Source organism: Streptomyces sp. NPDC052773, from assembly GCF_044547145.1.
Lineage (GTDB): Bacteria > Actinomycetota > Actinomycetes > Streptomycetales > Streptomycetaceae > Streptomyces.
Window position 1 is genome coordinate 834,696 of record NZ_JBITZX010000001.1, and the last position, 21,067, is coordinate 855,762.

The 21,067-nt window shown below is 74.1% G+C and carries 18 protein-coding genes and 1 pseudogene; 7 read left to right on the top strand and 12 right to left on the bottom strand.

Annotated features, from left to right (window positions below; genetic code table 11):
• Positions 1–72 precede the first annotated feature (72 nt).
• Positions 73–1,731 (bottom strand): alkaline phosphatase D family protein, encoded by a 1,659-nt coding sequence (locus ACIG0D_RS03885; RefSeq protein ID WP_399796065.1) that lies wholly within the window; start codon positions 1,729–1,731, stop codon positions 73–75.
• A gap of 207 nt (positions 1,732–1,938) precedes the next feature.
• Positions 1,939–2,583, bottom strand: a complete 645-nt coding sequence (locus ACIG0D_RS03890) for an HNH endonuclease family protein (protein WP_399796066.1) — start codon at positions 2,581–2,583, stop codon at positions 1,939–1,941.
• Between the two features lie 431 nt (positions 2,584–3,014).
• Here ACIG0D_RS03890 and ACIG0D_RS03895 point away from each other — a divergent pair, with 431 nt between their 5' ends.
• Both ACIG0D_RS03895 and ACIG0D_RS03900 read left to right on the top strand, forming a co-directional pair.
• On the top strand, positions 3,015–3,596 hold the full coding sequence (locus ACIG0D_RS03895; protein WP_399796067.1) for a TMEM165/GDT1 family protein: 582 nt from the start codon (positions 3,015–3,017) through the stop codon (positions 3,594–3,596).
• A 159-nt stretch (positions 3,597–3,755) separates the two neighbouring features.
• The gene (locus ACIG0D_RS03900) at positions 3,756–4,427 is read left to right on the top strand and encodes an HAD-IA family hydrolase (RefSeq protein WP_399796068.1); all 672 of its coding nucleotides are present in this window, start codon (positions 3,756–3,758) and stop codon (positions 4,425–4,427) included.
• 260 nt (positions 4,428–4,687) lie between these two features.
• Here ACIG0D_RS03900 and ACIG0D_RS03905 read toward each other — a convergent pair whose 3' ends face one another.
• Entirely contained in the window at positions 4,688–5,779 is a 1,092-nt protein-coding gene (locus ACIG0D_RS03905) for a peptidoglycan-binding protein (protein ID WP_399796069.1), read from the bottom strand.
• Positions 5,780–6,057: 278 nt separating this feature from the next.
• Between ACIG0D_RS03905 and ACIG0D_RS03910 the strand changes: the two genes are divergently transcribed.
• Positions 6,058–8,124: an MDR family MFS transporter gene (locus ACIG0D_RS03910; protein WP_399796070.1), complete on the top strand. Its 2,067-nt coding sequence runs from the start codon at positions 6,058–6,060 to the stop codon at positions 8,122–8,124.
• A gap of 19 nt (positions 8,125–8,143) precedes the next feature.
• Here the strand turns inward: ACIG0D_RS03910 and ACIG0D_RS03915 are convergent, their stop codons facing one another.
• On the bottom strand, positions 8,144–8,650 hold the full coding sequence (locus ACIG0D_RS03915; protein ID WP_399796071.1) for a GNAT family N-acetyltransferase: 507 nt from the start codon (positions 8,648–8,650) through the stop codon (positions 8,144–8,146).
• A gap of 241 nt (positions 8,651–8,891) precedes the next feature.
• On the opposite strand from ACIG0D_RS03915, the gene ACIG0D_RS03920 reads away from it, so the two are divergent.
• Both ACIG0D_RS03920 and ACIG0D_RS03925 read left to right on the top strand, forming a co-directional pair.
• Entirely contained in the window at positions 8,892–9,566 is a 675-nt protein-coding gene (locus ACIG0D_RS03920) for a hypothetical protein (protein ID WP_399796072.1), read from the top strand.
• Positions 9,567–9,571: 5 nt separating this feature from the next.
• A complete protein-coding gene (locus ACIG0D_RS03925) occupies positions 9,572–10,312 on the top strand; it encodes a hypothetical protein (protein WP_399796073.1) in 741 nt (246 codons plus the stop codon).
• 148 nt (positions 10,313–10,460) lie between these two features.
• Here ACIG0D_RS03925 and ACIG0D_RS03930 read toward each other — a convergent pair whose 3' ends face one another.
• Complete coding sequence (locus tag ACIG0D_RS03930) at positions 10,461–10,877, bottom strand: DUF1992 domain-containing protein (protein ID WP_399796074.1); 417 nt, start codon at positions 10,875–10,877, stop codon at positions 10,461–10,463.
• 92 nt (positions 10,878–10,969) lie between these two features.
• On the opposite strand from ACIG0D_RS03930, the gene ACIG0D_RS03935 reads away from it, so the two are divergent.
• Complete coding sequence (locus ACIG0D_RS03935) at positions 10,970–11,362, top strand: hypothetical protein (protein ID WP_365764966.1); 393 nt, start codon at positions 10,970–10,972, stop codon at positions 11,360–11,362.
• A gap of 286 nt (positions 11,363–11,648) precedes the next feature.
• On the opposite strand, the gene ACIG0D_RS03940 is transcribed toward ACIG0D_RS03935, so the two are convergent.
• Positions 11,649–12,320, bottom strand: coding sequence for an O-methyltransferase (locus tag ACIG0D_RS03940; RefSeq protein WP_399796075.1), 672 nt, complete (start codon positions 12,318–12,320; stop codon positions 11,649–11,651).
• 255 nt (positions 12,321–12,575) lie between these two features.
• On the opposite strand from ACIG0D_RS03940, the pseudogene ACIG0D_RS03945 reads away from it, so the two are divergent.
• A pseudogene (locus tag ACIG0D_RS03945) lies at positions 12,576–14,638 on the top strand (bifunctional glycosyltransferase 87/phosphatase PAP2 family protein).
• A 106-nt stretch (positions 14,639–14,744) separates the two neighbouring features.
• On the opposite strand, the gene ACIG0D_RS03950 reads toward ACIG0D_RS03945, so the two are convergent.
• The 6 genes from ACIG0D_RS03950 to ACIG0D_RS03975 form a co-directional block, all read right to left on the bottom strand.
• Positions 14,745–15,164 carry a transglycosylase SLT domain-containing protein gene (locus ACIG0D_RS03950; protein WP_399796076.1) on the bottom strand — a complete coding sequence of 140 codons (420 nt, stop codon included), beginning with the start codon at positions 15,162–15,164 and terminating at the stop codon, positions 14,745–14,747.
• A gap of 263 nt (positions 15,165–15,427) precedes the next feature.
• Positions 15,428–16,378, bottom strand: coding sequence for an ECF transporter S component (locus ACIG0D_RS03955; RefSeq protein ID WP_399796077.1), 951 nt, complete (start codon positions 16,376–16,378; stop codon positions 15,428–15,430).
• On the bottom strand, positions 16,375–18,066 hold the full coding sequence (locus tag ACIG0D_RS03960) for an ABC transporter ATP-binding protein (protein WP_399796078.1): 1,692 nt from the start codon (positions 18,064–18,066) through the stop codon (positions 16,375–16,377). Before ACIG0D_RS03960 ends, ACIG0D_RS03955 begins: the two co-directional genes overlap by 4 nt.
• Positions 18,063–19,142, bottom strand: coding sequence for an energy-coupling factor transporter transmembrane component T (locus ACIG0D_RS03965; protein WP_399796080.1), 1,080 nt, complete (start codon positions 19,140–19,142; stop codon positions 18,063–18,065). The genes ACIG0D_RS03960 and ACIG0D_RS03965 overlap by 4 nt, the downstream gene beginning before the upstream one ends.
• A complete protein-coding gene (locus ACIG0D_RS03970; protein WP_399796081.1) occupies positions 19,135–19,818 on the bottom strand; it encodes an SCO2322 family protein in 684 nt (227 codons plus the stop codon). Before ACIG0D_RS03970 ends, ACIG0D_RS03965 begins: the two co-directional genes overlap by 8 nt.
• Positions 19,818–21,038 carry a prenyltransferase/squalene oxidase repeat-containing protein gene (locus ACIG0D_RS03975; RefSeq protein WP_399796082.1) on the bottom strand — a complete coding sequence of 407 codons (1,221 nt, stop codon included), beginning with the start codon at positions 21,036–21,038 and terminating at the stop codon, positions 19,818–19,820. The genes ACIG0D_RS03970 and ACIG0D_RS03975 overlap by 1 nt, the downstream gene beginning before the upstream one ends.
• Positions 21,039–21,067: the final 29 nt, after the last annotated feature.

Sequence of the window (21,067 nt, forward strand, 5' to 3'; positions counted from 1 at the left end):
GAGATTCCGGATGTTCCGGGTGCCCCGAACGCCCCGGCTGCCCCGGATATCCCGATGTCCCGCGAACAGGCCTCATGGGCCGGTCAGCACCGACTCCTCCACCGTCGTCAGCCGGGCCCCGCCGCGCCGCTTCCCGCCGCGCCGCTTCGCCACCGCCCGTTCCAGCCGCAGCCGCGCCGAACGCCCGTGCAGGGTCAGCGTCATGAGCTGGTTGCCGAACCACGGCCCGCCCGTGCGGCGCCAGTCGACCGGCGGACGCGGGATGCGCCCGTGGCCGGCGAGCCGGCGCCCGAGGAACCGCGCGGGACCGCTCCAGCCGAGCAGGAACGCCAGACGCAGCGGGAGCGGGATGCGGTTGTGGACGGGGGAGCAGGTCAGTTGCAGCACCCGGGAGTCCGGGCCGTGACCGGCGGGCCAGGAGGGCTCGGCCAGGTACGCGTGGTGCACGTCACCGGAGAGCACGCACACCGTCGCGGGCGCGCCCGCCCCCGAGCCCGCCTCGGCGATCAGACCGGCCAGCGCGGCGAAGGACTCCGGGAACGCGGCCCAGTGCTCCAGGTCGGCGGCCCGGCGCACCTTCTCCCCGAGCCTGGCCCAGCGCGGGCCCTTGTCGCCCCGGCACAGCGCCGCGCTCCACGCCTCCGCGTCGTGCATCAGCTGCGGCAGCAGCCACGGCAGCGAGGTCCCGATGAGCAGGTGGTCGCAGGAACCGGGGTCGGCCAGGGCCTGCTCGCGCAGCCAGGCGGCCTCGCCGGGGTCGAGCATCGCGCGGGCGCCCTCCTCCAGGACGCGGGCCGCGCGGGTGTCCACCATCAGCAGCCGGACCCGGCCGAAGTCGCGCCGGTGGCTCCAGCGCACGGAGGCGGGTTCGGCGTCGGCCTTGGCGGCGAAGGCGCGCAGTACGTCCGTGGCGTCGGGGGCGGCGCGCACGGCGGCGTACAGCGGGTCCTCGGCCAGCTCCTTCGGGGACAGGTTTCCCAGGTGCTGGTGCACCCAGTACGACATCAGCCCGCTCAGGATGCGCTCGCGCCACCAGGGGGTGGCCCGCATGTCGGCGACCCAGGCGGCGGAGGTGTTCCAGTCGTCGGCGATGTCGTGGTCGTCGAAGATCATGCAGCTGGGGACCGTGGAGAGCAGCCAGCGCACCTCGGGGTCGAGCCACGATTCGTAGTAGAGCCGGGTGTACTCCTCGTAGTCCGCGACCTGGTCGCCCGGGGGTTCGCTCAGATCGCGGCGGGCGGCCAGCAGGCGTCGGGTGGCCGGGGAGGTCTCGTCGGCGTAGATCTGGTCGCCGAGCAGCACCAGTACGTCGGGCCGCTCGCGGTCCGGCGCGGCGGCGAGGCGCGCGGCGAGGGTGTCGAGGGCGTCGGGTCCGACCGGGTCCCGCTTGCCCGTGGGCGGCGCGGCCCAGCGGCAGGAGCCGAAGGAGAGGCGCACCGGGTCGTCCGGAAGGCCGCTGCGGATCACCGAGGGCGGGAACGGGGAGTCCGGCAGCGGCCACACGCGCGTGCCGTCCAGGAGCACCTCGTACGGCGTCGAGGTGCCCGGGGTGAGTCCGGTGACCGGCACCAGCGCGTAGTGGTGGCCCGCCACCTGGAAGGTGCGGGCGGTGCCGCCGGACCCGTCGGCGCAGCGCACCTCGGCGGTGCAGGGGCGGCTCGCCTCGACCCAGACGGTCGCGGACGTGCCGTCGGCGTATCTCAGCAGCGGCCCGAGGTGCAGTGCGGCCATGGCGATCCCCTCTCCGTCGCCCCGTACGGTACGGAACGACGGAGGCGGGCGGGAACGTTCCGCGCGAGCGGGTCGGCGGGTCGGCGGGTCGGCGGGTTGGCGGGTCGCCGGGCGCCGGAGCCGGTCAGGCGGGCGCCGGAGCCGGTCCGGCGGTGCCGACGCCGGTCAGCGGGTGTCGGAGCGGAGCCGGCGGGTGTCCGTGCGGAGTCAGCAGGCCGCGAGGTGGTTCTGCAGCGCGCTCTTCTCCGCGGAGTCCACGGACAGGCCGTAGTAGTACTTCACCTGCACCCACGCGCGGACGTAGGTGCAGCGGTAGGTGGTGCGGGAGGGCATCCACTCGGCCGGGTCCTTGTCGCCCTTCGCCTGGTTGACGTCGTCGGTGACGGCGAGCAGCTGCGGGCGGGTCAGATCGTTGGCGAAGGCCTGGCGGCGGGAGGTGGTCCAGCTGTCGGCGCCGGAGTCCCAGGCCTCGGCGAGCGGCACGAGGTGGTCGATGTCGACGTCGGAGGCGGCGGTCCAGGTGGCGCCGTCGTAGGGGGAGTACCAGCTGCCGCTGGTGGCGTAGCAGGAGGAGTCGGTGACGACGTTGGAGCCGTCGCGCTTGAGGACGGTCTCGCGGGTGTTGCAGGTGCCGCTGATTGTGATCCAGTGCGGGAAGAGGTCGCGGTTGTAGCCGGTGCGGTCCTCGGCGGCGACGGGGAGGGAGGCGAGGTAGGTGCGGGCGGTGGTCGCGCTGACGGGGGTGGGGAGGGCGGCGGAGGCGGAGGGTGCCTGGAACAGCGCGGCGGAGGCGATCAGGGCGCTGAAGGCCGCGACTATGCCGAGCCGTCGACGCGCGTAGAATCTGGCCATGCGAACTCCCTTGCGGTGTGGGGGTGTTGGCGTGCGAGCGAGGGAATGCTCGCGGTGGGGCGTTGCGTACGGGTGTGCGTTCGGTAAGAAGCTAGTGACGTGCGCATGACACGACAAGGTTGTGGTGCGAAAAGGTTCGCTCCGAAACGATCACGTACGATGGAGGGCGCAGAAGGGGAGTAGCTCTTCGCCGGACCGTCGACATACTGCTCAGCCCAGCTGGGCCGGCGCCCGGAGCCGGTTCTCACGTGGATCCCCGCGGATCCCCGGAATCCCCGTGGATTCCTCGTGGACCGGCCAGCGAGACCTTCGGCAAGCAGTGCACGCCCGTGCCGCACGGCATGGGCGCCGAGTGCGCTGCCCTTGCCGAGGTGTCCTGACGAAGGGGCTCAGCACTCTCGGTGGGGGCAGTCCCGACCGATTGAGGAACCTTGATCAGCTTCACCGTCACGGCGCTCGTCTTCGGCGTCGTCTTCCTCGCCGAGCTGCCCGACAAGACCGCGCTGGCCGGTCTGGTGCTGGGCACCCGCTACCGGGCGTCCTACGTCTTCGCCGGGGTCGCCGCCGCGTTCGCCCTGCACGTCGCGCTCGCCGTCGCGGCCGGCAGCGTGCTGACCCTGCTGCCGCAGCAGATCACCCACGCGCTGACCGGTGTGCTCTTCCTGGGCGGCGCGGCGGTGCTGCTGATGAAGAAGGACGAGGGCGAGGAGGAGATCCGCAAGCCGGAGAACCAGTCCTTCTGGAAGGTCGCCGGCTCGGGGTTCATGCTCATCCTCGTCGCCGAGTTCGGCGATCTCACCCAGATCATGACCGCGAACCTGGCGGCCCGCTACGACGACCCGCTGTCCGTCGGTCTGGGCGCGGTGCTGGCGCTGTGGGCGGTGGCCGGACTGGGGATCGTGGGCGGTAAGGCGCTGATGAAGCGGGTACCGCTGCGGCTCATCACCAAGATCGCGGCGATGGTCATGCTCGTGCTGGGTGTGTGGAGCCTGTGGGAGGCGGTGGCGGGCTGAGCCGGGGCGCCGAGTTGAACGGCAGGTGAAGGTTTCGCCGGGGCGCTGGCGGGATGCCGGAATTGTTTTGTACCGTAGAGGAACAAAGTGGCTCCCGCCCGTTTTCCCTGACCGGCGGGCGGGGCCGCTCTGTTCCCCCAAGTTCTGGAGCTGCTGCCGATGACGGCCACCACCGTGCTCACCGCCCGCGCCCTCCTGCTCGACATGGACGGCACCCTCGTCAACTCCGACGCCGTGGTCGAGCGCGTCTGGCGGCGCTGGGCCGAGCGGCACGGGCTCGACGGCGACGAGGTGATGAAGGTGGTGCACGGCCGCCAGGGGTACGCCTCGATGGCCGTGCTGCTGCCGCACCGGCCCATGGAGCAGAACCACGCGGACAACGCGCGCATGCTCGCCGAGGAGACCGCCGACATGGACGGCGTCGTCCCGGTCCCCGGCGCCCCCGCCTTCCTCGCCGCCCTGCGCGGCCTCCCGCACGCCCTCGTGACCTCCGCCGACGTACCCCTCTCCACAGCCCGGATGGCCGCCGCGGGCCTCCCGCTGCCCGACATCCGGATCACCGCCGAGTCCGTCGGCGCCAGCAAGCCCGACCCCGAGGGCTTCCTCAAGGGCGCCGCCGAGCTGGGCGTCGCCCCCGCCGACTGCGTCGTCTTCGAGGACTCCGGCGCGGGCATCGCCGCCGGCCGCGCGGCGGGTATGCGCGTGGTCGGTGTCGGCCCGCGCGCCGCCGTACACCGGCCGGACGTGCTGGTGCGGGATCTGACCGAGGTGCGGGTGGAGGACGCGGGGGACGGCAGGATCCGGCTCCGGATCGGCGGGGCCGGGCGGTAGGGCCGGGCGGGCGCGGGTCGGTTCGGCTGGAAGCGGCGCGGACCGGACCGGGCAGGCGCGGGTCGGTTGGGCTGGAGGGGCGCGGACCGGGTCGGGCGGGAAGGCCTCGGCCGGTTGGGCCGGAAGAGGCGCGGGCCGGGTAGCGCAGGAACGGGCGCGGGCCGGTAGCTTCGGGCAGGCGCGGGCCAGGTAGGGGCGGGGAGCCGCCGGCCGGTAGCTTCGGAGCAGGCGCGGGCCGGATAGGCCGGAGCGGTGCCGGCTCAGGGCTCCCGCGTTTCCGCTTCCAGCATGCGGCGGGTCTTCGGGCCGTACACGCTCAGTTCGTCCTGGAGACCCCGGGACCACTGGTAGTTGCGGAGGGCCTGTTCGACGGGCTCGTCGAAGTGGCCGTCGGGCTCGTCGTTGTAGAGGTACAGCTGGCGCAGGCGGAGCTGGAGTTCCGTCACCTCGGGGCCCCGGTCGCCGCGCCGCAGCACGGGGGCGGACTCCGCCGGGACTTCGGGCGAGGCGGTCGCGCGGGCCGATGTGGCGGACGGGGTCGGCGTGGACGTCGGGGTCGGCGTCGGCGAGGCGCTGGACGGGGACGGGCTCGGCGAGGGGGACGCGCTCGCACTCACCGACGCGGACGGGGAGGCGGATGTCGGCGACGCCGACGCGGTGCTCGGGCTCGGGGTGCGGGACGGCTCGGTCGTCCGGGCGTCCGGGACGGCCTCCCGCACGTCCGTGGGCAGCGCCGTGTTCCGCGACGGGGTGTCGTACGAGAAGAGACCACTGGCCACGGCCACCACCACGAGGACCGCGACCCCCGCACCCGCCACCAGGAGGGCGACCGTACGGCGGACGTTGCCCGGGGGCTCCTCCCCGGCGGGCGGCTCCTCCCCGGCGGGCGGCTCCTCCCCGGCGGGCGGCTCCTCCCCGGCGGGCGGCTCCTCCCGCGTCGGCTCCTCGAACAGGTCAAGGTCGCTCGCGCTGGGCGCGTCGGGCGACGGGGCCAGCGGCGTGGGCAGCACGGTCGCGGGGAGCTCGATCGTGGCCGGCTCGGGCTCCGCGGGGCGCAGCGGCATGGTCGGCTCCGCGTCCCCGGGGGGCGGGGCCACCGCCGGATCACCGGCAGCCGGGACGCCGGCCGCCGAGTCGCCGGCCGCCGGAGTGCCCGCGCCGTCCAGTTCGACGTACGGCCGTATCCGCAGCGGATCGAAGTCCTCCGCCGCCGCCTGCTCCGCCGTACGGGCATCCCGCAGCGCCTCGGACGCCCGCGGGCCGCAGCCGCACGACGGCGTGTTGTCGGCTCCCCGGGCCGCACCGCACTCCGGGCAGGCATGCCCATGCGTCTGCCCATTCGGCTCCGCCACGCGTCCGTCCCCTCCCGTGCGAATGTCCCTGCGCATTTGAATCTGCGCCATTCGAACCTGCCCATTCGAACCTGTGCGTTCGAACCTGCGCATACGAACTGGCGTCCGCCTCCCCTGCGGACTCCAGTGATTATGCAGATTCCGTGCAGGCCGCGGTCGCGAGCCTTGTCAATTCACAGGACTCAACAGGCCATAACTGGACACACCGATCACGATGGAAGGTGCCGCCTCAGGACGGCGCTCACGACGCAGCGGTCGATCGAGCCTCGGGAGGTCCCATGGCCGAGGATGCGCGCAGCACAGCGGCACAGCCGCGCGGCCCGCAGCGCGGGGTGAGTACCCGGGAACATGTCCCCGGCGACGTTCTCGTCTCGATCGGCGCGCTGCTCCTCGGCATGCTGCTGGCCGCGCTCGACCAGACGATCGTCTCCACCGCGCTGCCCACGATCGTCAGCGAGCTGGGCGGCATGGACCACCTGTCGTGGGTGGTCACCGCCTATCTGCTGGCGTCGACCGCCGCCACCCCGCTGTGGGGGAAGCTGGGCGACCAGTACGGGCGCAAACGGCTCTACCAGACCGCCATCGTGATCTTCCTCATCGGTTCCGCGCTGTGCGGCATGGCGCAGAACATGGCCGAGCTGATCGCGTTCCGCGCGCTCCAGGGCCTGGGCGGCGGCGGGCTGATGGTGCTGTCGATGGCGATCGTCGGCGATCTCGTGCCGCCCCGCGACCGGGGCCGCTACCAGGGCCTCTTCGGCGCCGTCTTCGGCGCGACCAGCGTGCTCGGCCCGCTGCTCGGCGGCGTGTTCACCGAGCACCTGAGCTGGCGGTGGGTCTTCTACGTCAACCTCCCGGTCGGCGTGGTCGCGCTCGCCGTGATCGCCGCCGTACTGCACATCCCGCGCAAGGGCACGCGGCACGTCATCGACTACCTCGGCACCTTCCTCATCGCCTCCGTGGCCACCTGCCTGGTCCTCGTCGCCTCCCTCGGCGGCACCACCTGGAGCTGGGGATCGCCGCAGATCGTCGGCCTGGCGGTGCTCGGCGTACTGCTCGCGGTCGCGTTCGTCGCGGTGGAGCGGCGGGCGGCGGAACCGGTGCTCCCGCTGAAGCTGTTCCGGATCCGCACCTTCACCCTGTCCGCCGTGATCAGCCTGGTGGTCGGCTTCGCCATGTTCGGCGCGATGACCTACCTGCCGACGTTCCTCCAGGTCGTCCAGGGCGTCTCGCCGACCATGTCCGGCGTCCACATGCTGCCCATGGTGCTCGGCCTGCTGCTGGCCTCCACCGTGTCCGGCCAGATCGTCAGCCGCACCGGCCGCTGGAAGGTGTTCCCGATCGCCGGCACCGGCATCACCACACTCGGCCTGCTGCTCCTCCAGGAACTCGACGAACACAGCTCGGACGCGCAGATCAGCACCTTCTTCTTCGTCTTCGGCCTCGGTCTCGGCCTCGTCATGCAGGTGCTCGTGCTGATCGTGCAGAACGCCGTCTCGTACGAGGACCTGGGCGTCGCCACCTCCGGCGCGACCTTCTTCCGGTCGATCGGGGCCGCGTTCGGCGTGGCCGTCTTCGGCTCGATCTTCGCCGGGCGCCTCGGCGACAAGCTCACCGCCGCCTTCCGCGGCGCCGAACTCCCGCCCGGCGTCTCGGTCGACGCCCTGGAGGCGGACCCGCGCGGCCTGGCCCAGCTGCCGCCGGAGCTGCGCCCCGCCGCCCTGCACGCGTACGCGACGGCCATCACGGACGTCTTCCTCTACGCCGCGCCGGTCGCCCTCGTCGGCTTCGTACTGGCCTGGTTCCTGAAAGAGGACCGGCTGCGCGGCTCGGTCACCGCGCCCGACGTGACCGAGACCCTGGCCAGCAACCCGGTCGAACGGTCCTCGCACGACGAGGTGTGCCGCGCGCTGTCCGTGCTGGGCAGTCGGGAGGGCCGCCGCGAGGTCTACCGGAAGATCACCGCGCGGGCGGGCTACGACCTGGTGCCCGCCGCGAGCTGGCTGCTGCTGCGGATGAAACGGTACGGCTGGGCGGAGCCCGGCGTCCTCGCCGAGCGCAGCACCGTGCCCCTCGGCGTCATCCTCGAGGGCGCCCGCCAGGTCGAGGAACGGCGGCTGGCCGTCCGCGACGGAATCGATCTCATCCTCACCGAGCAGGGCCGCGAGGTCGCCGAGCGGCTGGCCCGCGCCCGCGAGGAGTCCCTGGCGGAGCTGCTGGGCGACTGGTGGGGGCCGGACCGGCCGACCGACCTGTCGGAGCTGGTGCGGGAGCTGAACGACGAGCTGTGCGGCTCGGAACGGGAGGAACCGCACGACGGGCGCCCGGCGGCTTCGAGGTTCGGCTGAGGGTCACGAGACCTGGGATTCAGAGATCCTTGGCGAACCAGTGCTCGGCGTACGGCTCGTCGTTGTGCGGGGCGGTCTCCGCGTAGCCGAGCCGCGCGTACAGCGCCCGCGCCTCACGCAGGTCGCCGCGCGTGTCCAGGACCAGCCGGGTCGCGCCCAGCGCCCGGGCGGCGTCCTCGGCGGCGGCCACCAGCAGCGGGGCGCCGCCCCGGCCGCGCAGCTCCGGCAGCACGAAGACCCGCTTCAGCTCGGCGACGGCCGGGTCCGCGGCGAGCCGTACGCCCGCGGTGCCGGCGGGCGCGCCGCCGTACCGCGCGACCAGGAGCCGCCCGCCGGGCGGGGTGAGCCCGTCCTCGGCCCCGGCGGCGATCTCCCGCTCCAGCTCGTCCGGGTCGGTGCGGCGGCCCTCGTGCAGCAGGTACCAGCGGTCGCTGACCTCCGTGTAGTACGCCCGCCACAGGGCGACGGAGTCGGGGGAGCCGACGGGTTCGGGGGCGACGGTCCAGGCCGTCGTCTGCGTGGTCATGGCGGTCATTCTCGGGAGGGCGCACGGGGTGGCCGCAACCGGATTCCCGGCGGGGACGGCGCTCGGGCGCGCCGTTCGCTCGGGCCAGCCGTTCGCTCGGTTCCGCCGTTCGCTCGCGCCCGCCGTTCGCCCGGGCCCGTCATCGCCGTTGTCGCGGTCGTCGCGGGCGCTTCCGTTTGGGCGGGGGCCCTGGGGCAACCCGGTCAGCGTTCCGAGGTCCGAAAGCCCGGAGGCAACCTATATGTCCACTGGTTTGATCGTTGCGTTGATCGTGATCGGGGCGGTCGTCGTCATCGGCGCGGCCGTCCTGCTGACCCTGCGGCGGCGCCGCGGCGTCGGCGGACGGGACCTGAAGCGGCGCTTCGGGCCCGAGTACGAGCGGACCGTCGCCCGGTACGACGGCGACACCAGGGCCGCGGAGCGGGAACTCGCCGGGCGGCTGGAACGCCACGGCGACCTGCGCGAACGGCCGCTCGAGGCGGAGCGGCGCCGGGAGTACGAGGCGCGCTGGCAGGCCGCGCAGGAGCGGTTCGTCGACTCGCCGCGCGACGCGGTGACCGAGGCGGACCGGCTGCTCGCCGAAGTGGCCGGAGCCCGCGGCTTCCCCGACGGCGGCCACTACGAGGAGCAGCTCGCCGCGCTGTCCGTGCACCACGCCGACCACGTCCACGGCTACCGGCGCGTCCACCGCATAGCCCGCGCGGGCGGCGGCGCCGACGGGCAGCCCGGACAGGCCGCCACGGAGGAGATGCGCGAGGCGATGGTCGAGGCCCGCGCCCTCTTCGAGGACCTGGTCGCCCCCGCCCGCCACGACGGCGGCGGCCCCGGCGACCGACGGCCCCCGGCCCACGCCCGCCGCGACCGCACCCATCACCTGCCGTGGGGCTTCACCAGGCATCACGCGAAGGGGAGTTGAGCCCGATGACCGAGACGCCACGGCCCGACGGGGACGACCTCAGGAGCAGCCCGAGCCCGGAGCAGGCCGCCGCGATGCGCGCCGCGCGGGGCGAGGAAGCGATGCGCTCCGCGCGGGGCGACGCGAGCACGGGCTCCGCGCGAGGCGGCGAGGGCATGCCCTCCGCGCCGGGTGACGAGGCGATGCGGCCCGCGCCGGGAGGCCGGGTGCCGGGGGCGGCCGGTGAGATGCCGCCGGGCACGCGCGAGGTGCCGGGGATGGCCGGCGAGGTGCCGGGCAGGACCGGTGACGCACCGGCAGCCACCGGCGGGCCGGCCTGGTCGGGTACGGCCGCCGACGGGGCCCCGTCCGCGGTAGGCGCCCCCGGCGGAACGGGAGCCCCCGGCGGAACCGGAGCCCCCGGCGCCCCCGGCCACTCCGGAGTCGAGGCGGGCGCGCCCCGCGCGCAGCAGGCCTCCCACCTCGCGCCGCTGCTGCCGCACGACGAGGCCGACAAGCTCGCGCAGCGGCTCCAGCACGCGGTGGCCGGGTTCGTCGACGGGCCCCGCGCGGCCGTGGAGGAGGCCGACCACGTCCTGGAGGACATCGCGAACCGCTTCACGGAAGCGGTGACCCAGCGGCGCCGCACCCTGCGCCGCTCCTGGGAGTCGACCGACGAGTCCACCGCGCCGGCGACCGACACCGAACAACTGCGGCTGGCGCTGCGCGACTACCGCGAACTCGCCGACCGCCTCCTGCACCACTGACCCCGCCGGGGGGACCGGCCCGGGTGCCGACGCGGCGAGCCGTCCGCGCCGGCACCCGGGCCGCCGCATGCCGCGCCCCGGCAGCGGGGAGCCCGGCAGCGGGTAGCCCGGCGGTGAGTGCCCAGTGGTGAGTGCCCGCGCCCCGCGCTCAGTTCCCCGCGTGCCCCTCCCGCCCCTCCCGCCAGCGCCGTACGACATCCTCGACGTCGTACGGCTTCAGGCCCAGCGGCGGGCCGGGCGGGGGCTTGTACATCATGTCGCGGATCTTGACGTTGACCGACTCGATGATCTTGCGGACCATTCGCTCCGACGGTGCGGCGAGTGCCGCGACCAGCGCGTCCTCCGCCTCCTTGCGCAGGGCCAGCGTCGGCGGCAGTACCGAGACGCCCTCGCGGGCGAGTTTCCGCCGGATCCACCAGCGCTCGTCGTAGTCGGCCTCGACATCGCTCGGCAGCGGTTTCCCCGCTCCGGGCAGCTTCTCGAACTCGCCGCGGGCCAGCGCGTCACGGATCTGTTTGTCGGTCCAGGACTCGAAGCTCACGCCGGGTGGCTTTCGCTCGGTCATGCGGCCATTGTGCCGGACGCCGCGGCACCGGGCGATCTATCATTCAGCGGCGCCGACGGACGCCGGCGCGACTGGACACGAAGGAGCGGCACGTGCTCGAACTGACCATGGCCTCCGTCTCCGGCGCGGACGCGGGCGCCACGGCCGGCATGCTCATGGCCGACGCGCCCAGCGAGCCGGGAGCCGTGCTGCGGGTGGGCCGGGACACGTCGATGTGCCGGCTGGCCACGCCGGAGGACTGGCTGTTCGTCTCCCGCGTGCACCTGGAGTTCCTGTGCGGCCAGGACGGCGCCTGGCACGTCACCTGGCTGCGCGGCTCCCAGGCCGAGCCGTCCTCCGAGGTCCGCCTGACGGTCGGCGACCACGCGCAGCCCCTCGCCTACGGCGGCACGATGCCCCTCCCGCGCGGCGGCAACGGCGAGGTCGTCATCCAGGACCGCACCGCCCCGCGCAGCGTCAACGTGGGCTTCTACCACGACATCTGACGGTCATACGGCGGGAGCCGGCGCGGCCGGGTCCACGAACCGCCGGACGAACGCGGGCGCCGTCTCGGCGACCTCCCGCCGGCCGTGGTCGACGGTGAGGGCGTGGCCGCGGCCGGGCATCTCGGCGGGATCACCCCGCGCGAGTGGCGACGGCACCGTATTGCACGGCCCGGCGAGCGACCGCCGCGGCATGGCGGGAGGAGGCGGCACCGCAGACGCACGAGACCCGCGCGTCCCACCGGACCGGCCGTGGGCGAATGAGGGGGCCGCGCAACCCGCCGGACCCTCAGCCCACGACCCTGGCCAGCGCGAACCCGTCGTACCCCTTCGCCCCCACCGTCTGGATCGCCGTCCCGCTCAGCCTCGGGTGGGAGGCGATCAGGTCGATGGCCGCGCGGGTGCCGCGGACGTCCGGCGCGTCGGTGTCCGCGTCGGTCACCCGCCCGCCCCGCACCACGTTGTCGACGACGATCACGCTGCCCGCGCGGGTGAGCCGCAGCGCCCATTCCACGTAGTTCGCGTTGTTGGCCTTGTCCGCGTCGATGAAGACCAGGTCGAAGGGCGGCGGGTTCTCGTCGGCCAGCTGCGGCAGCGACTCCAGCGCGGGCCCCACCCGCACCTCGACGACCTTCTCCAGGCCCGCGCGGGCGAGGTTGCGGGTGGCGACCTCGGCGTGCTTGGGGTCGTACTCCAGCGAGATCAGCCTGCCGTCGGCGGGCAGCGCGCGGGCCAGCCAGATGGTGCTGTAGCCGCCGAGCGTGCCGATCTCCAGGATGTGCCGCGCGCCCTGGATCTCGGCGAGGAGCTGGAGCAGCTTGCCCTGGGGCGCGGTGACGCCGATCTCCGGCAGGCCGGCGGCCCGGCTGTCGCGGAGCGCCGCCCGCAGCACCTCGTCGTCGGGGGAGAGACGGGCGGAGACGTACTCGTCGACGGTGTCCCAGATCTGCGACTCGCTCATGCGCTCAGCCTCTCCCATCCGGCGCGCGCCGACACCTGAACGGCGCGCCGGAACCGTCGTACGACGTACGCCCACCGTCCCCTGCACTCCTCGGCGCTTATATCGCTTTTCGGACAAATGGAGAACGGACGCCAGGTGAAGCGGCGGCGGCCCACGTCTTCCCGCGGGGGCGCCGAGAGCCTCATAAGGTTCACAACGCACACCCAACCCACGTAAGGGACACGCGGGACGGACGGGGCGGGAGGCCGACGAAGCGTGGCGAATGCGGAGCAGACGGGGCGATCGGCGGGGACCCCGGGAGCGACGGCGGGCGGCGCGCCACCGCGGCGCGGCTGCGCGCCGCCCGCCTGGGCCTGTGGCTGATCGCCGCGCTCCTCGCCGCACGGCAGCTCGCCGTGGTCCTCGGCACCCCCCAGGGGGAACGGCTGACCGACCTGGAGACCTGGGTCGGCCCGGACGGCGTGCTGCACGTCGAGGGCTCGCTCTACGACTCGACGCGCTTCACCGGCACCCCTTTCGGGGGACTCGTCCTCAAACCCCTCACCCGTTCGGCGGAACAGGCCCTCGGCTGGGGCTGGACCTTCGGCACGCTCCTGCTCGTCGTCGCCCTCGGCCTGGTCGCCGCCCGCGCCCTCCCGCAACCCGTCAGCCGCCGTACGGCCCTGTTCGCGGCCCCCGTCGCGATCAGCCTGCTGATGCTGTCCCTTCCGGTCCGCAACGCGTTCTGGCTCGGCCAGACCGGCATCCTCCCGGTCCTGCTCGTCCTGCTCGGCTGCTTCGCCGTGCGCGGCGAACGGGCCGGCGGCGCACTCGTCGGCCTCGCCGCCGCCCTCCAGCCCACCGTGCTGCTCTTCGCGCCGCTGCTGTGGTTCATCGGCCGCCGCCACGCCGCCGTCTCGCTCGGCACCGCCTTCGCCGCCTGTACGGCGCTGGCCTGGGCGGCGATGCCGCACGACACGTACACCTACTGGGTCCACCACCTGGCCGGGACCGGCCTCGGCGGGCCCGCCGACGACCTCGCCAACCAGTCCCTGCACGGCGCCCTGCTCCGCCTCGGCTTCTCCGGCCCCCCGGAGATCGGCCTCTTCCTCACCCTCGGCGCGGGGGTCGCCGTCCTCGGCGTGCGCCGCGCGGTGCGCTACGCGCGCGACGGCCAGCTGCTGCTCGCCGTCGCCGTCACCGGCTGCGCGGCCATCGTGATCTCGCCGACGACCTGGCAGCACCAGCTGCTGTGGGTGCTCCTCGCGGTCGTCGGCCGGGTCGGCGAGCGGGCGTCCGACCGCCCGGTCTGGCCGGTCGCCGTCATCCTCGTCATGACGCTCCCGGCGAAGTGGCTGCTGCCGGACATGGGCTTCCTGCACCCGCTGCGGGACAACACGGTGGTACTCGCGGCCCTGCTCGCCGCCGTGGCCGTCCCCTTCCTCCCCCGGACCTCGCCGTACTACCGCTCGCCCGTGCCCGCGCAGTACGCCGACCCTGCCCGGGCCCGCTTACGGTACGTCCCCCTGCTGCCGTTCCTGCGCCGGGTGACGGCCCGCCCCAACCTGCTCCTGGAGCTGCTGCTCCTCCGCGTCACCTACGCCGCGTACTCCCAGGTCCGGCTCGCCGCGACCGGGGGCACCATCTCCGGCGGGCGGGAGCGGGCCGAGCGGCACGGCGAGCAGATCCTGTCGGTCGAACGCGTGCTCCGCATCGACGTCGAACACGCGGTCAACCACGCCGTCGTCGAGGTCGACTGGCTGCGCGGGTTCTTCGACTTCTACTACACGTCGTTCCACTTCGCCGTCCCGCTGACGGTCCTCGGCGTCCTGTACCGGCGCCGCCCCGCGGACTACCGCTGGGCCCGCTCGACGCTGGGTCTGACGACATTGCTGGCGCTCGTCGGCTTCTGGGCCTATCCGCTCGCGCCCCCACGCCTGATGCCGGACCTCGGCATCATCGACACCGTCCACGGTGTCCAGGACTTCTCCCGGCCCGACTACGGCACGCTGACCTCCCTGGCCAACCAGTACGCGGCGATGCCCTCGCTGCACTTCGGCTGGTCCCTGTGGTGCGGGCTGGTGATCGCGGTCGTGGCGCGCCTGTGGTGGGTGAGGGTCCTCGGTCTGCTGCATCCGCTGTTCACCGCCATGGCCATCGTCGCCACCGGCAACCACTGGGTGCTCGACGCGGTCGGCGGCGCGGCGGCCGTCCTCGCCGGCTTCGGCCTCGCCTACGCCCTCCAGGGCCCGAGGGCCACGGCCGCGCCGCACCCGGACGGGGCCGCCGCGCACCACCGGGCCGGGACCGCCGCGCGGCCTTACCTGAAGGAGCCGTAAGAGTCCGGGGCATGGGAAACGCCCGAAGGCGACGGCCCAGGGGATCGGGGGCCGCCGCCTTCGGGCGCGCTTTTGGGGGTGCGGGTTCGGCGGTGAGCCTGCCGGCTCAGTACCAGCCGTTCGCCTGCCAGAAGTTCCAGGCGCCGACCGGGCTGCCGTAGCGGGACTTCATGTAGTCCAGACCCCACTCGATCTGGGTCTTGGCGTTGGTCTTCCAGTCCGAGCCCGCGGCGGCCATCTTGGAGCCCGGCAGGGCCTGGACCAGGCCGTAGGCGCCGGAGGACGGGTTGGTGGCGTCGACGTCCCAGCCGCTCTCGTGCTCGACGATCTTGCTGAAGGCGTTGAACTGGGTGGCGTTCGGGATCATCTGCTTCGCGATCGCCTTCGCCTCGGCGGGCGAAGCGGCCGTCGCGGCGTGCGCCGGAGCGGTGGTCAGCGCCATGCCGGTGGCGGCGGCGGCCACGGCGGCGGTGGTGAGGGCCTTCTTCGGGGACGCGATGCGGCGGGCGATGCGGGAGACAGACACGGAGAACCTTTTTCTTCGGGGACTGGGGTGTCGCGGCCGTCCGGAACCACGCGGTGCGGGGCGGGGACATGCCGCGGCGCCGAGGCCCGTGGGGCTCGTCGGCGCCGTGCGACGTCAACCAGAGAAGCAGCCCGGAAGGGGGTCCGCAATGACCCCCTTTACTAGTGGTGGTCGCATTCGAGGCGAAGGTCGTTTGTGTGACGTGGCTCTCAATGCCCAGGTCAGACGCGCAATTGGCGTGTGCATGGCGTCCGATTTGTCTACTATTTCCCGTCGTATGTGATCTGCGCCCTGTGGGCCGGTTCACGCCCCGGGCCCCCTTCCGGGGCCTCGAATGTGACCGCGGTCTCGAAGGCCGCCCGCCGAGTCGCCCGCCGCAGCGCCTTCAGCACCGCCGGACCGACGGTGAACGTGAGGACGACCGTCACGAGCGCCCGGCCCAGGTCCCAGCCGAGGGAAGTGGCGAGACAGTAGGCGACGAAGCGGGCGAGGTTCGCCGCCGTACCCGCGGCAGGGTCCGGGGCGATGCTCGAACCGTCCCGCGGCAGGAAGGGCCAGCCCTGCGCGTTCATCACCAGGCCGTACGCGAACGCGGCCGCGAAGCCGTAGCCGGCGAGCAGCAGCAGCTCCCCGCGCCCGCGCAGCCGGTGCGGGCCCGGCAGCAGCCCGGCGCCCATCGCGAACCAGCCCATCGACAGCATCTGGAACGGCATCCACGGCCCGACACCCCCGGTGAGCAGCGCGGACGCGAACATGCTCAGCGAGCCGAGAGCGAAGCCGAAACCCGGACCGAGGACCCGGCCGCTCAGCACCATCAGGAAGAACATCGGCTCGATACCCGCCGTGCCCGCGCCGATCGGCCGCAGCGCCGCCCCCGCCGCCGCGAGCACCCCGAGCATCGCGACCGCCTTCGCGCCCAGCCCGGACTCCGCGATCGCGGCGCCCACCACGGCGACCAGCAGCACCAGCAGGCCCGCGAAGAGCCACGGCGCGTCCTGGCTGTGCCCCGCCACCGCCGCGGCGGGCGGCGAGAAGAACGGCCACAGCAGCGCCGCCGCACCGACCGCGCTGGTCAGCGCGAGCGCGGCGACCGAGCGGGGGCCGAGACGGATCGGGCGGGATTGGCGGGGTTCGGGGCGTTCGGTGGACTGGCGGGGCTCGGGGCGTTGGCGGGACTGGCGGGGCCCAGGGTGTCGGCGGGACTGGCGGGTCATGCCAGCGCCTCCTTGACCTGCGCGACCGTGAGCCACCGCTGCGGCGCGAGAATCTTCGTCACCTGGGGCGCGAACGACGGGGACGACACCACGACCTCCGCCGTCGGACCGTCCGCGATCACCTCGCCCTCCGCGAGCAGCACCACCCGGTGGGCGATCTCGGCGGCCAGCTCCACGTCATGCGTGGCCAGGACGATCGCGTGCCCCTCCGCCGCCAGCTCCCTCAGCTGCGTGACCAGGCGCGCCTTCGCCGCGTAGTCCAGACCCCGGGTCGGCTCGTCCAGCAGGAGCAGCGGCGGACGGGCGGCCAGGACCACCGCCAGGGCGAGGGTCAGACGCTGGCCCTCGGACAGATCGCGCGGGTGCGTGTCGTCGGCGATGCCGGGCAGCAGCTCGGAGACCAGGGCCCGGCAGGTGCCCGGCGCGGCGCCCGCGTCCTCGTCCGCCGCCGCGCACTCGGCGGCGACCGTGTCGGCGTACAGCAGGTCCCGGGGTTCCTGCGGGACGAGCCCCACCCGGCGGACCAGGTCACGGGGCGGGGTGCGGTGCGGGACGGCACCGCCGACGAGGGCGGATCCGGAGGCCGGTTCCACCAGCCCGACCAGGGAGGAGAGCAGGGTGGACTTCCCGGCGCCGTTGCGGCCCATGAGCGCGACGGTCTCTCCCGGGGAGACGGTGAGGTCGACGTGGCGCAGCGCCCGGACCCGGCCGCGGCGGACGGCGAGGGCGCGGACCTCGGCGGCGTACGGGGAGGAGGGCGCGGCGGGGGCGGGCTTCCGCGTGCGGAACCAGCGGCGGGGGTGGGGGACGGGCGGGGCGGCGGGGACGGCCTCCGTCTCCCCGGCCGACCCGGGAGCGGTGGGTGTGTCCTTCCCCTGGAGGCGTTCGCGCAGGTCCGTCGCCCGGCGGCGGGCGTCGCGCACCGTCAGCGGGAGCGGGGACCAGCCCGCCAGGCGGCCCAGGTCGACCACGGGCGGGTACACCGGCGACACGGCCATGGTCTCGGCGGGGCCGCCGAGGACGGGCGGGGTGCCGGGGGAGGGCAGGAGGAGCACCTGGTCGGCGTACTGGACGACCCGTTCCAGCCGGTGCTCGGCCATCAGCACCGTCATACCCAGGTCGTGGACGAGCCGCTGGAGGACGGCCAGGACCTCCTCGGCGGCGGCCGGGTCGAGGGCCGAGGTCGGCTCGTCGAGGACCAGCACGCTCGGGTGCGGGGTGAGCACCGAGCCGATGGCGACCCGCTGCTGCTGCCCGCCGGACAGGGTGGCGATCGGGCGGTCCCGCAGGGGCGCCAGCCCCAGCAGGTCCAGCGTCTCCTCCACCCGGCGGCGCATCACCTCCGGGGGCAGGCCCAGCGACTCCATGCCGTACGCCAGCTCGTCCTCCACCGTGTCGGTGACGAAATGGGACAGCGGGTCCTGGCCGACCGTGCCGACCACGTCCGCCAGCTCGCGTGGCTTGTGCGTACGGGTGTCGCGGCCGGCGACCGTGACCCGGCCGCGCAGGGTGCCCCCGGTGAAGTGGGGGACGAGCCCGCTCACGGCGTTCAGGATCGTCGACTTGCCGACCCCGGACGGGCCGACGAGCAGCACCAGTTCGCCCTCGGGGACCTCGAAGTCCACGCCGCGGACGGTCGGTTCGGCGGCACCGTCGTACGTCACGGAGACGTCCTCGAAGCGGATCACGACGGCTCCTTCGGGTTCTCGGGAGACGGGGTCACGAAGGCCGGGAGCAGGCCCAGCAGTACGGCCGCCGCCGGCCACAGGGGAAGGCCCGGGGCGGTCAGCGGGACGACCCCCGGATGCAGGGCCGCCGGGTCGGCGGACGCGGCCAGGAAGAGGGACGCGGCGACCACGGCACCGGAGCCCGCGACCAGCCAGGCCCGCGCACCCCACGGGTCGGGGCGGTACCGGGTGCGCGGCGAGCGACGGCCGCCCAGCCACAGCCCGGCGAGCGCGGCACCCACCCCCGCGAGCAGCATCGGCAGCCCGTACGTGCCGCCCTCCGCGGTGAGCAGCCCGTACGTCCCCGCGCACACCCCGAGCAGCCCGCCGAGGGTGAGCGCGGCCGTCGTACGGCGCACGGCGGACGGGACCTCGGCCGTACGGCCGTAACCGCGCGAGTCCATCGCGGCGGCGAGCGCCACCGAACGCTCCAGCGCGCCCTCCAGGACCGGCAGGCCCACCTGGAGCAGGCCCCGGAACCCCTTGTCCGGCCGCCCGCGCAGCCGACGGGCGGCGCGCAGCCGCCGCACGTCCGCGATCAGACTCGGCGCGAAGGTGAGGGCGACGACGACGGCGACACCCATCTCGTACAGCGCCCCCGGCAGTGACTTCAGCAGCCGGGACGGGCTCGCCAGGGCGTTCGCCGCACCCACGCAGATCAGCAGCGCGGCCAGCTTCAGACCGTCGTACGACGCCCTGACCAGTACCTCCGCGGTCACCTCGCCGCCCAGGCGGATGCCCTGCGCCCAGTCGGGCAGCGGGACCTCGGGGAGGGTGACGAGGGTGTGCGTGCCGGGGATCGGGGCGCCGAACACCACCGCGAACACCAGCCGGATCAGCAGCACCGCGAGACCCAGCTTGAGGAAGGCGCCGTAGGACCGGGCCCACGGGGCGTCCGGGCGGCGCACCGCGACGACGTACGCCGAGACCGCGATGAGGAGTCCGAGGAGGAGCGGATTGGTGGTGCGGGTGGCCGCGATCCCCAGCGAGAGGGACCACAGCCACCAGGCGCCCGGGTGGAGAGATGTGTCAGCCATGCCTGCGACGTCGGGTCTGCCAGATCGCCGCCGCGCCGAGGACGGCCACGGCCGCGCCGCCCGCGAGAAGGCCGAGGGAGGGGCCGCCGTCGTCCTGGCCGCCGGCCGTTTCCCCGGAGGCGTCCTTCTTGTCCCCGGAGACGTCCTTCTTGTCCTTGGAGGCGTTCTTCTCGCCGTCCCCGCTCACCTGCTCACCGCAGCCCTTCTCCGGGTAGCCGGAGATGGCGCACAGCAGGGCGTTGGTGTCGTAGCGGAGGGGTTCGGCGACGGCGGCCAGCGCCTCCGCGGTGGTCGCGTCGGGGTCCACACTCGCGCAGACGGCCCGGCGGGCGGGCGGCGTCTCACCGGACGGGGCGTCGGCCGCCGTACCGAAGTCGATGACGAGCGCGACGCGCTTCCTGCCGTCCTGCGCGGGCGTCCGGGCGCAGATCACGTCGAAGTCCGCCGCGCCGCGCGGCTGGGCGGCGTCCTTCGAGTTCGCGCTGACCGCGAACCGGAAGCCCTGCACGTCGCCGTCGGAGGGCCGGGCGGTGGCCGGGCCCTCGGTGGCGTACGTCCAGCGGTCGCCGTCGCGGTCCCAGAACGACCAGTAGCGGTAGCCGGCGGCCTGCGCCGGGCCGGTGCTCAGCGACAGGAACAGCACGGCCGGCAGCAGGGCCGCGGCACGGCGGAGCATCACGCCTGCGGACCCTTCTTCTTCCGGCCGCTGAGCAGGAAGCCGATGCCGATACCGCCGACGAAGAGGGCGCCGACGACCCACCACATGCTGTTGTCGTCGCTCTCTTCGGCCGTGTCGTCCTGCTTGCTCTCGTCCTTGCCGGCGGCCTGCGGAGCCGGGCCGGAAGCGTTCAGCCGCTCGACGAGGTCATTGCCGCCGAAGTCGCGGGGGTCGCTGCCGGTGGCGAGCGCGGCGAAGATCAGCTGGGCGTAGGCGGCGGGGCCGCTCTGCTTCGCCCAGTCCGCGGAGTTCTCCTGAAGCCACTTCAGGGGCTTCTCGGCCCGCTCGGCACCGCCCTGCGCGGCGAGCGCGACGACCGCGTCGGCGGTGTTGCCGTAGTCGGGCTGGTCCTCGGCGCCGGGGAGGGCGGAGACGAGGTGGCCGTCCTTGGCGACGGCGTCCGCGAGGTAGGCGGCACCGTTGGCGGCGGTCTGCTCGGCGGACTCGGCGTCGGCGCACCGGGGAGCGCCGGCCTGCTTGCCCGCGTTCGCGTGAAGTCCCTTGCCGAGGGCGCCCAGCACACCGGCGGCCGTGGCGTCCGCGTTGGCGGCGAGCTTGCCCTTCTTGTCGGGCTGATAGGCGAAGGCGCCGCCGCCGTCCTCGTCACAGGGGAGGGAGAGAGCGAGGAGGGCGTCGTAAGGCGAGTTGCCCTTCTTTGCCACCTCGGCGGGCTTCTCCCCGACGGCGGCGAGGGCGCCGATGACGACGGAGGTGGAGTTGGCGTCGGTCGGCGACCCGGCGCCGAAGCCCCAGCCGCCGTCCTCGTTCTGCACCGACTTCAGCCAGCCGACGGCCTTGCCGGTCTCCGCGTCATGCCCGCCGAGCGCGGCGAGCGCCTGCACGGCGGCGGCGGTGGCGTTGGTGTCCAGCATGGTCTTGGCGTCACAGGCCTTGCCGGTGTCCGCGCGGAAGGAGGCGAACGCGCCGTTCCCGCACTGCTGCCCGGTCAGCCAGTCCACGGCCTTCTCCGCGGGCCGTACCCCCACCGCGTCCTGGGCGAGCAGCGCGAGCGACTGCCGCCACACGCCGTCGTACGTCGGGTCGCCGGAACCGTACAGCCCCGAGGGCACGGCGACGGACGGCGACGCGGACGGATCGGCGGCCTGGGCGACCGGAGCCGCGACGGCGCCGATCACTGCGGCGGCGGCCAGGGCCGCGGCGCTGCGGCGTACGTTCATGATCGGCGGATGCCCTCTCCTGCGGGGAG

Excerpts from the sequence above, each read along its gene's own strand:
- ACIG0D_RS03915 (WP_399796071.1), bottom strand. The coding sequence starts at position 8,650 with ATGACCACGCAGACGACGGCCTGGACCGTCGCCCCCGAACCCGTCGGC.
- ACIG0D_RS03930 (WP_399796074.1), bottom strand. The coding sequence starts at position 10,877 with ATGACCGAGCGAAAGCCACCCGGCGTGAGCTTCGAGTCCTGGACCGAC.
- ACIG0D_RS03970 (WP_399796081.1), bottom strand. The coding sequence starts at position 19,818 with ATGCTCCGCCGTGCCGCGGCCCTGCTGCCGGCCGTGCTGTTCCTGTCG.
- ACIG0D_RS03975 (WP_399796082.1), bottom strand. The coding sequence starts at position 21,038 with ATGAACGTACGCCGCAGCGCCGCGGCCCTGGCCGCCGCCGCAGTGATC.
- ACIG0D_RS03965 (WP_399796080.1), bottom strand. The coding sequence starts at position 19,142 with ATGGCTGACACATCTCTCCACCCGGGCGCCTGGTGGCTGTGGTCCCTC.
- ACIG0D_RS03920 (WP_399796072.1), top strand. The coding sequence starts at position 8,892 with ATGTCCACTGGTTTGATCGTTGCGTTGATCGTGATCGGGGCGGTCGTC.
- ACIG0D_RS03890 (WP_399796066.1), bottom strand. The coding sequence starts at position 2,583 with ATGGCCAGATTCTACGCGCGTCGACGGCTCGGCATAGTCGCGGCCTTC.
- ACIG0D_RS03885 (WP_399796065.1), bottom strand. The coding sequence starts at position 1,731 with ATGGCCGCACTGCACCTCGGGCCGCTGCTGAGATACGCCGACGGCACG.
- ACIG0D_RS03955 (WP_399796077.1), bottom strand. The coding sequence starts at position 16,378 with ATGACCCGCCAGTCCCGCCGACACCCTGGGCCCCGCCAGTCCCGCCAA.
- ACIG0D_RS03900 (WP_399796068.1), top strand. The coding sequence starts at position 3,756 with ATGACGGCCACCACCGTGCTCACCGCCCGCGCCCTCCTGCTCGACATG.
- ACIG0D_RS03925 (WP_399796073.1), top strand. The coding sequence starts at position 9,572 with ATGACCGAGACGCCACGGCCCGACGGGGACGACCTCAGGAGCAGCCCG.
- ACIG0D_RS03910 (WP_399796070.1), top strand. The coding sequence starts at position 6,058 with ATGGCCGAGGATGCGCGCAGCACAGCGGCACAGCCGCGCGGCCCGCAG.
- ACIG0D_RS03940 (WP_399796075.1), bottom strand. The coding sequence starts at position 12,320 with ATGAGCGAGTCGCAGATCTGGGACACCGTCGACGAGTACGTCTCCGCC.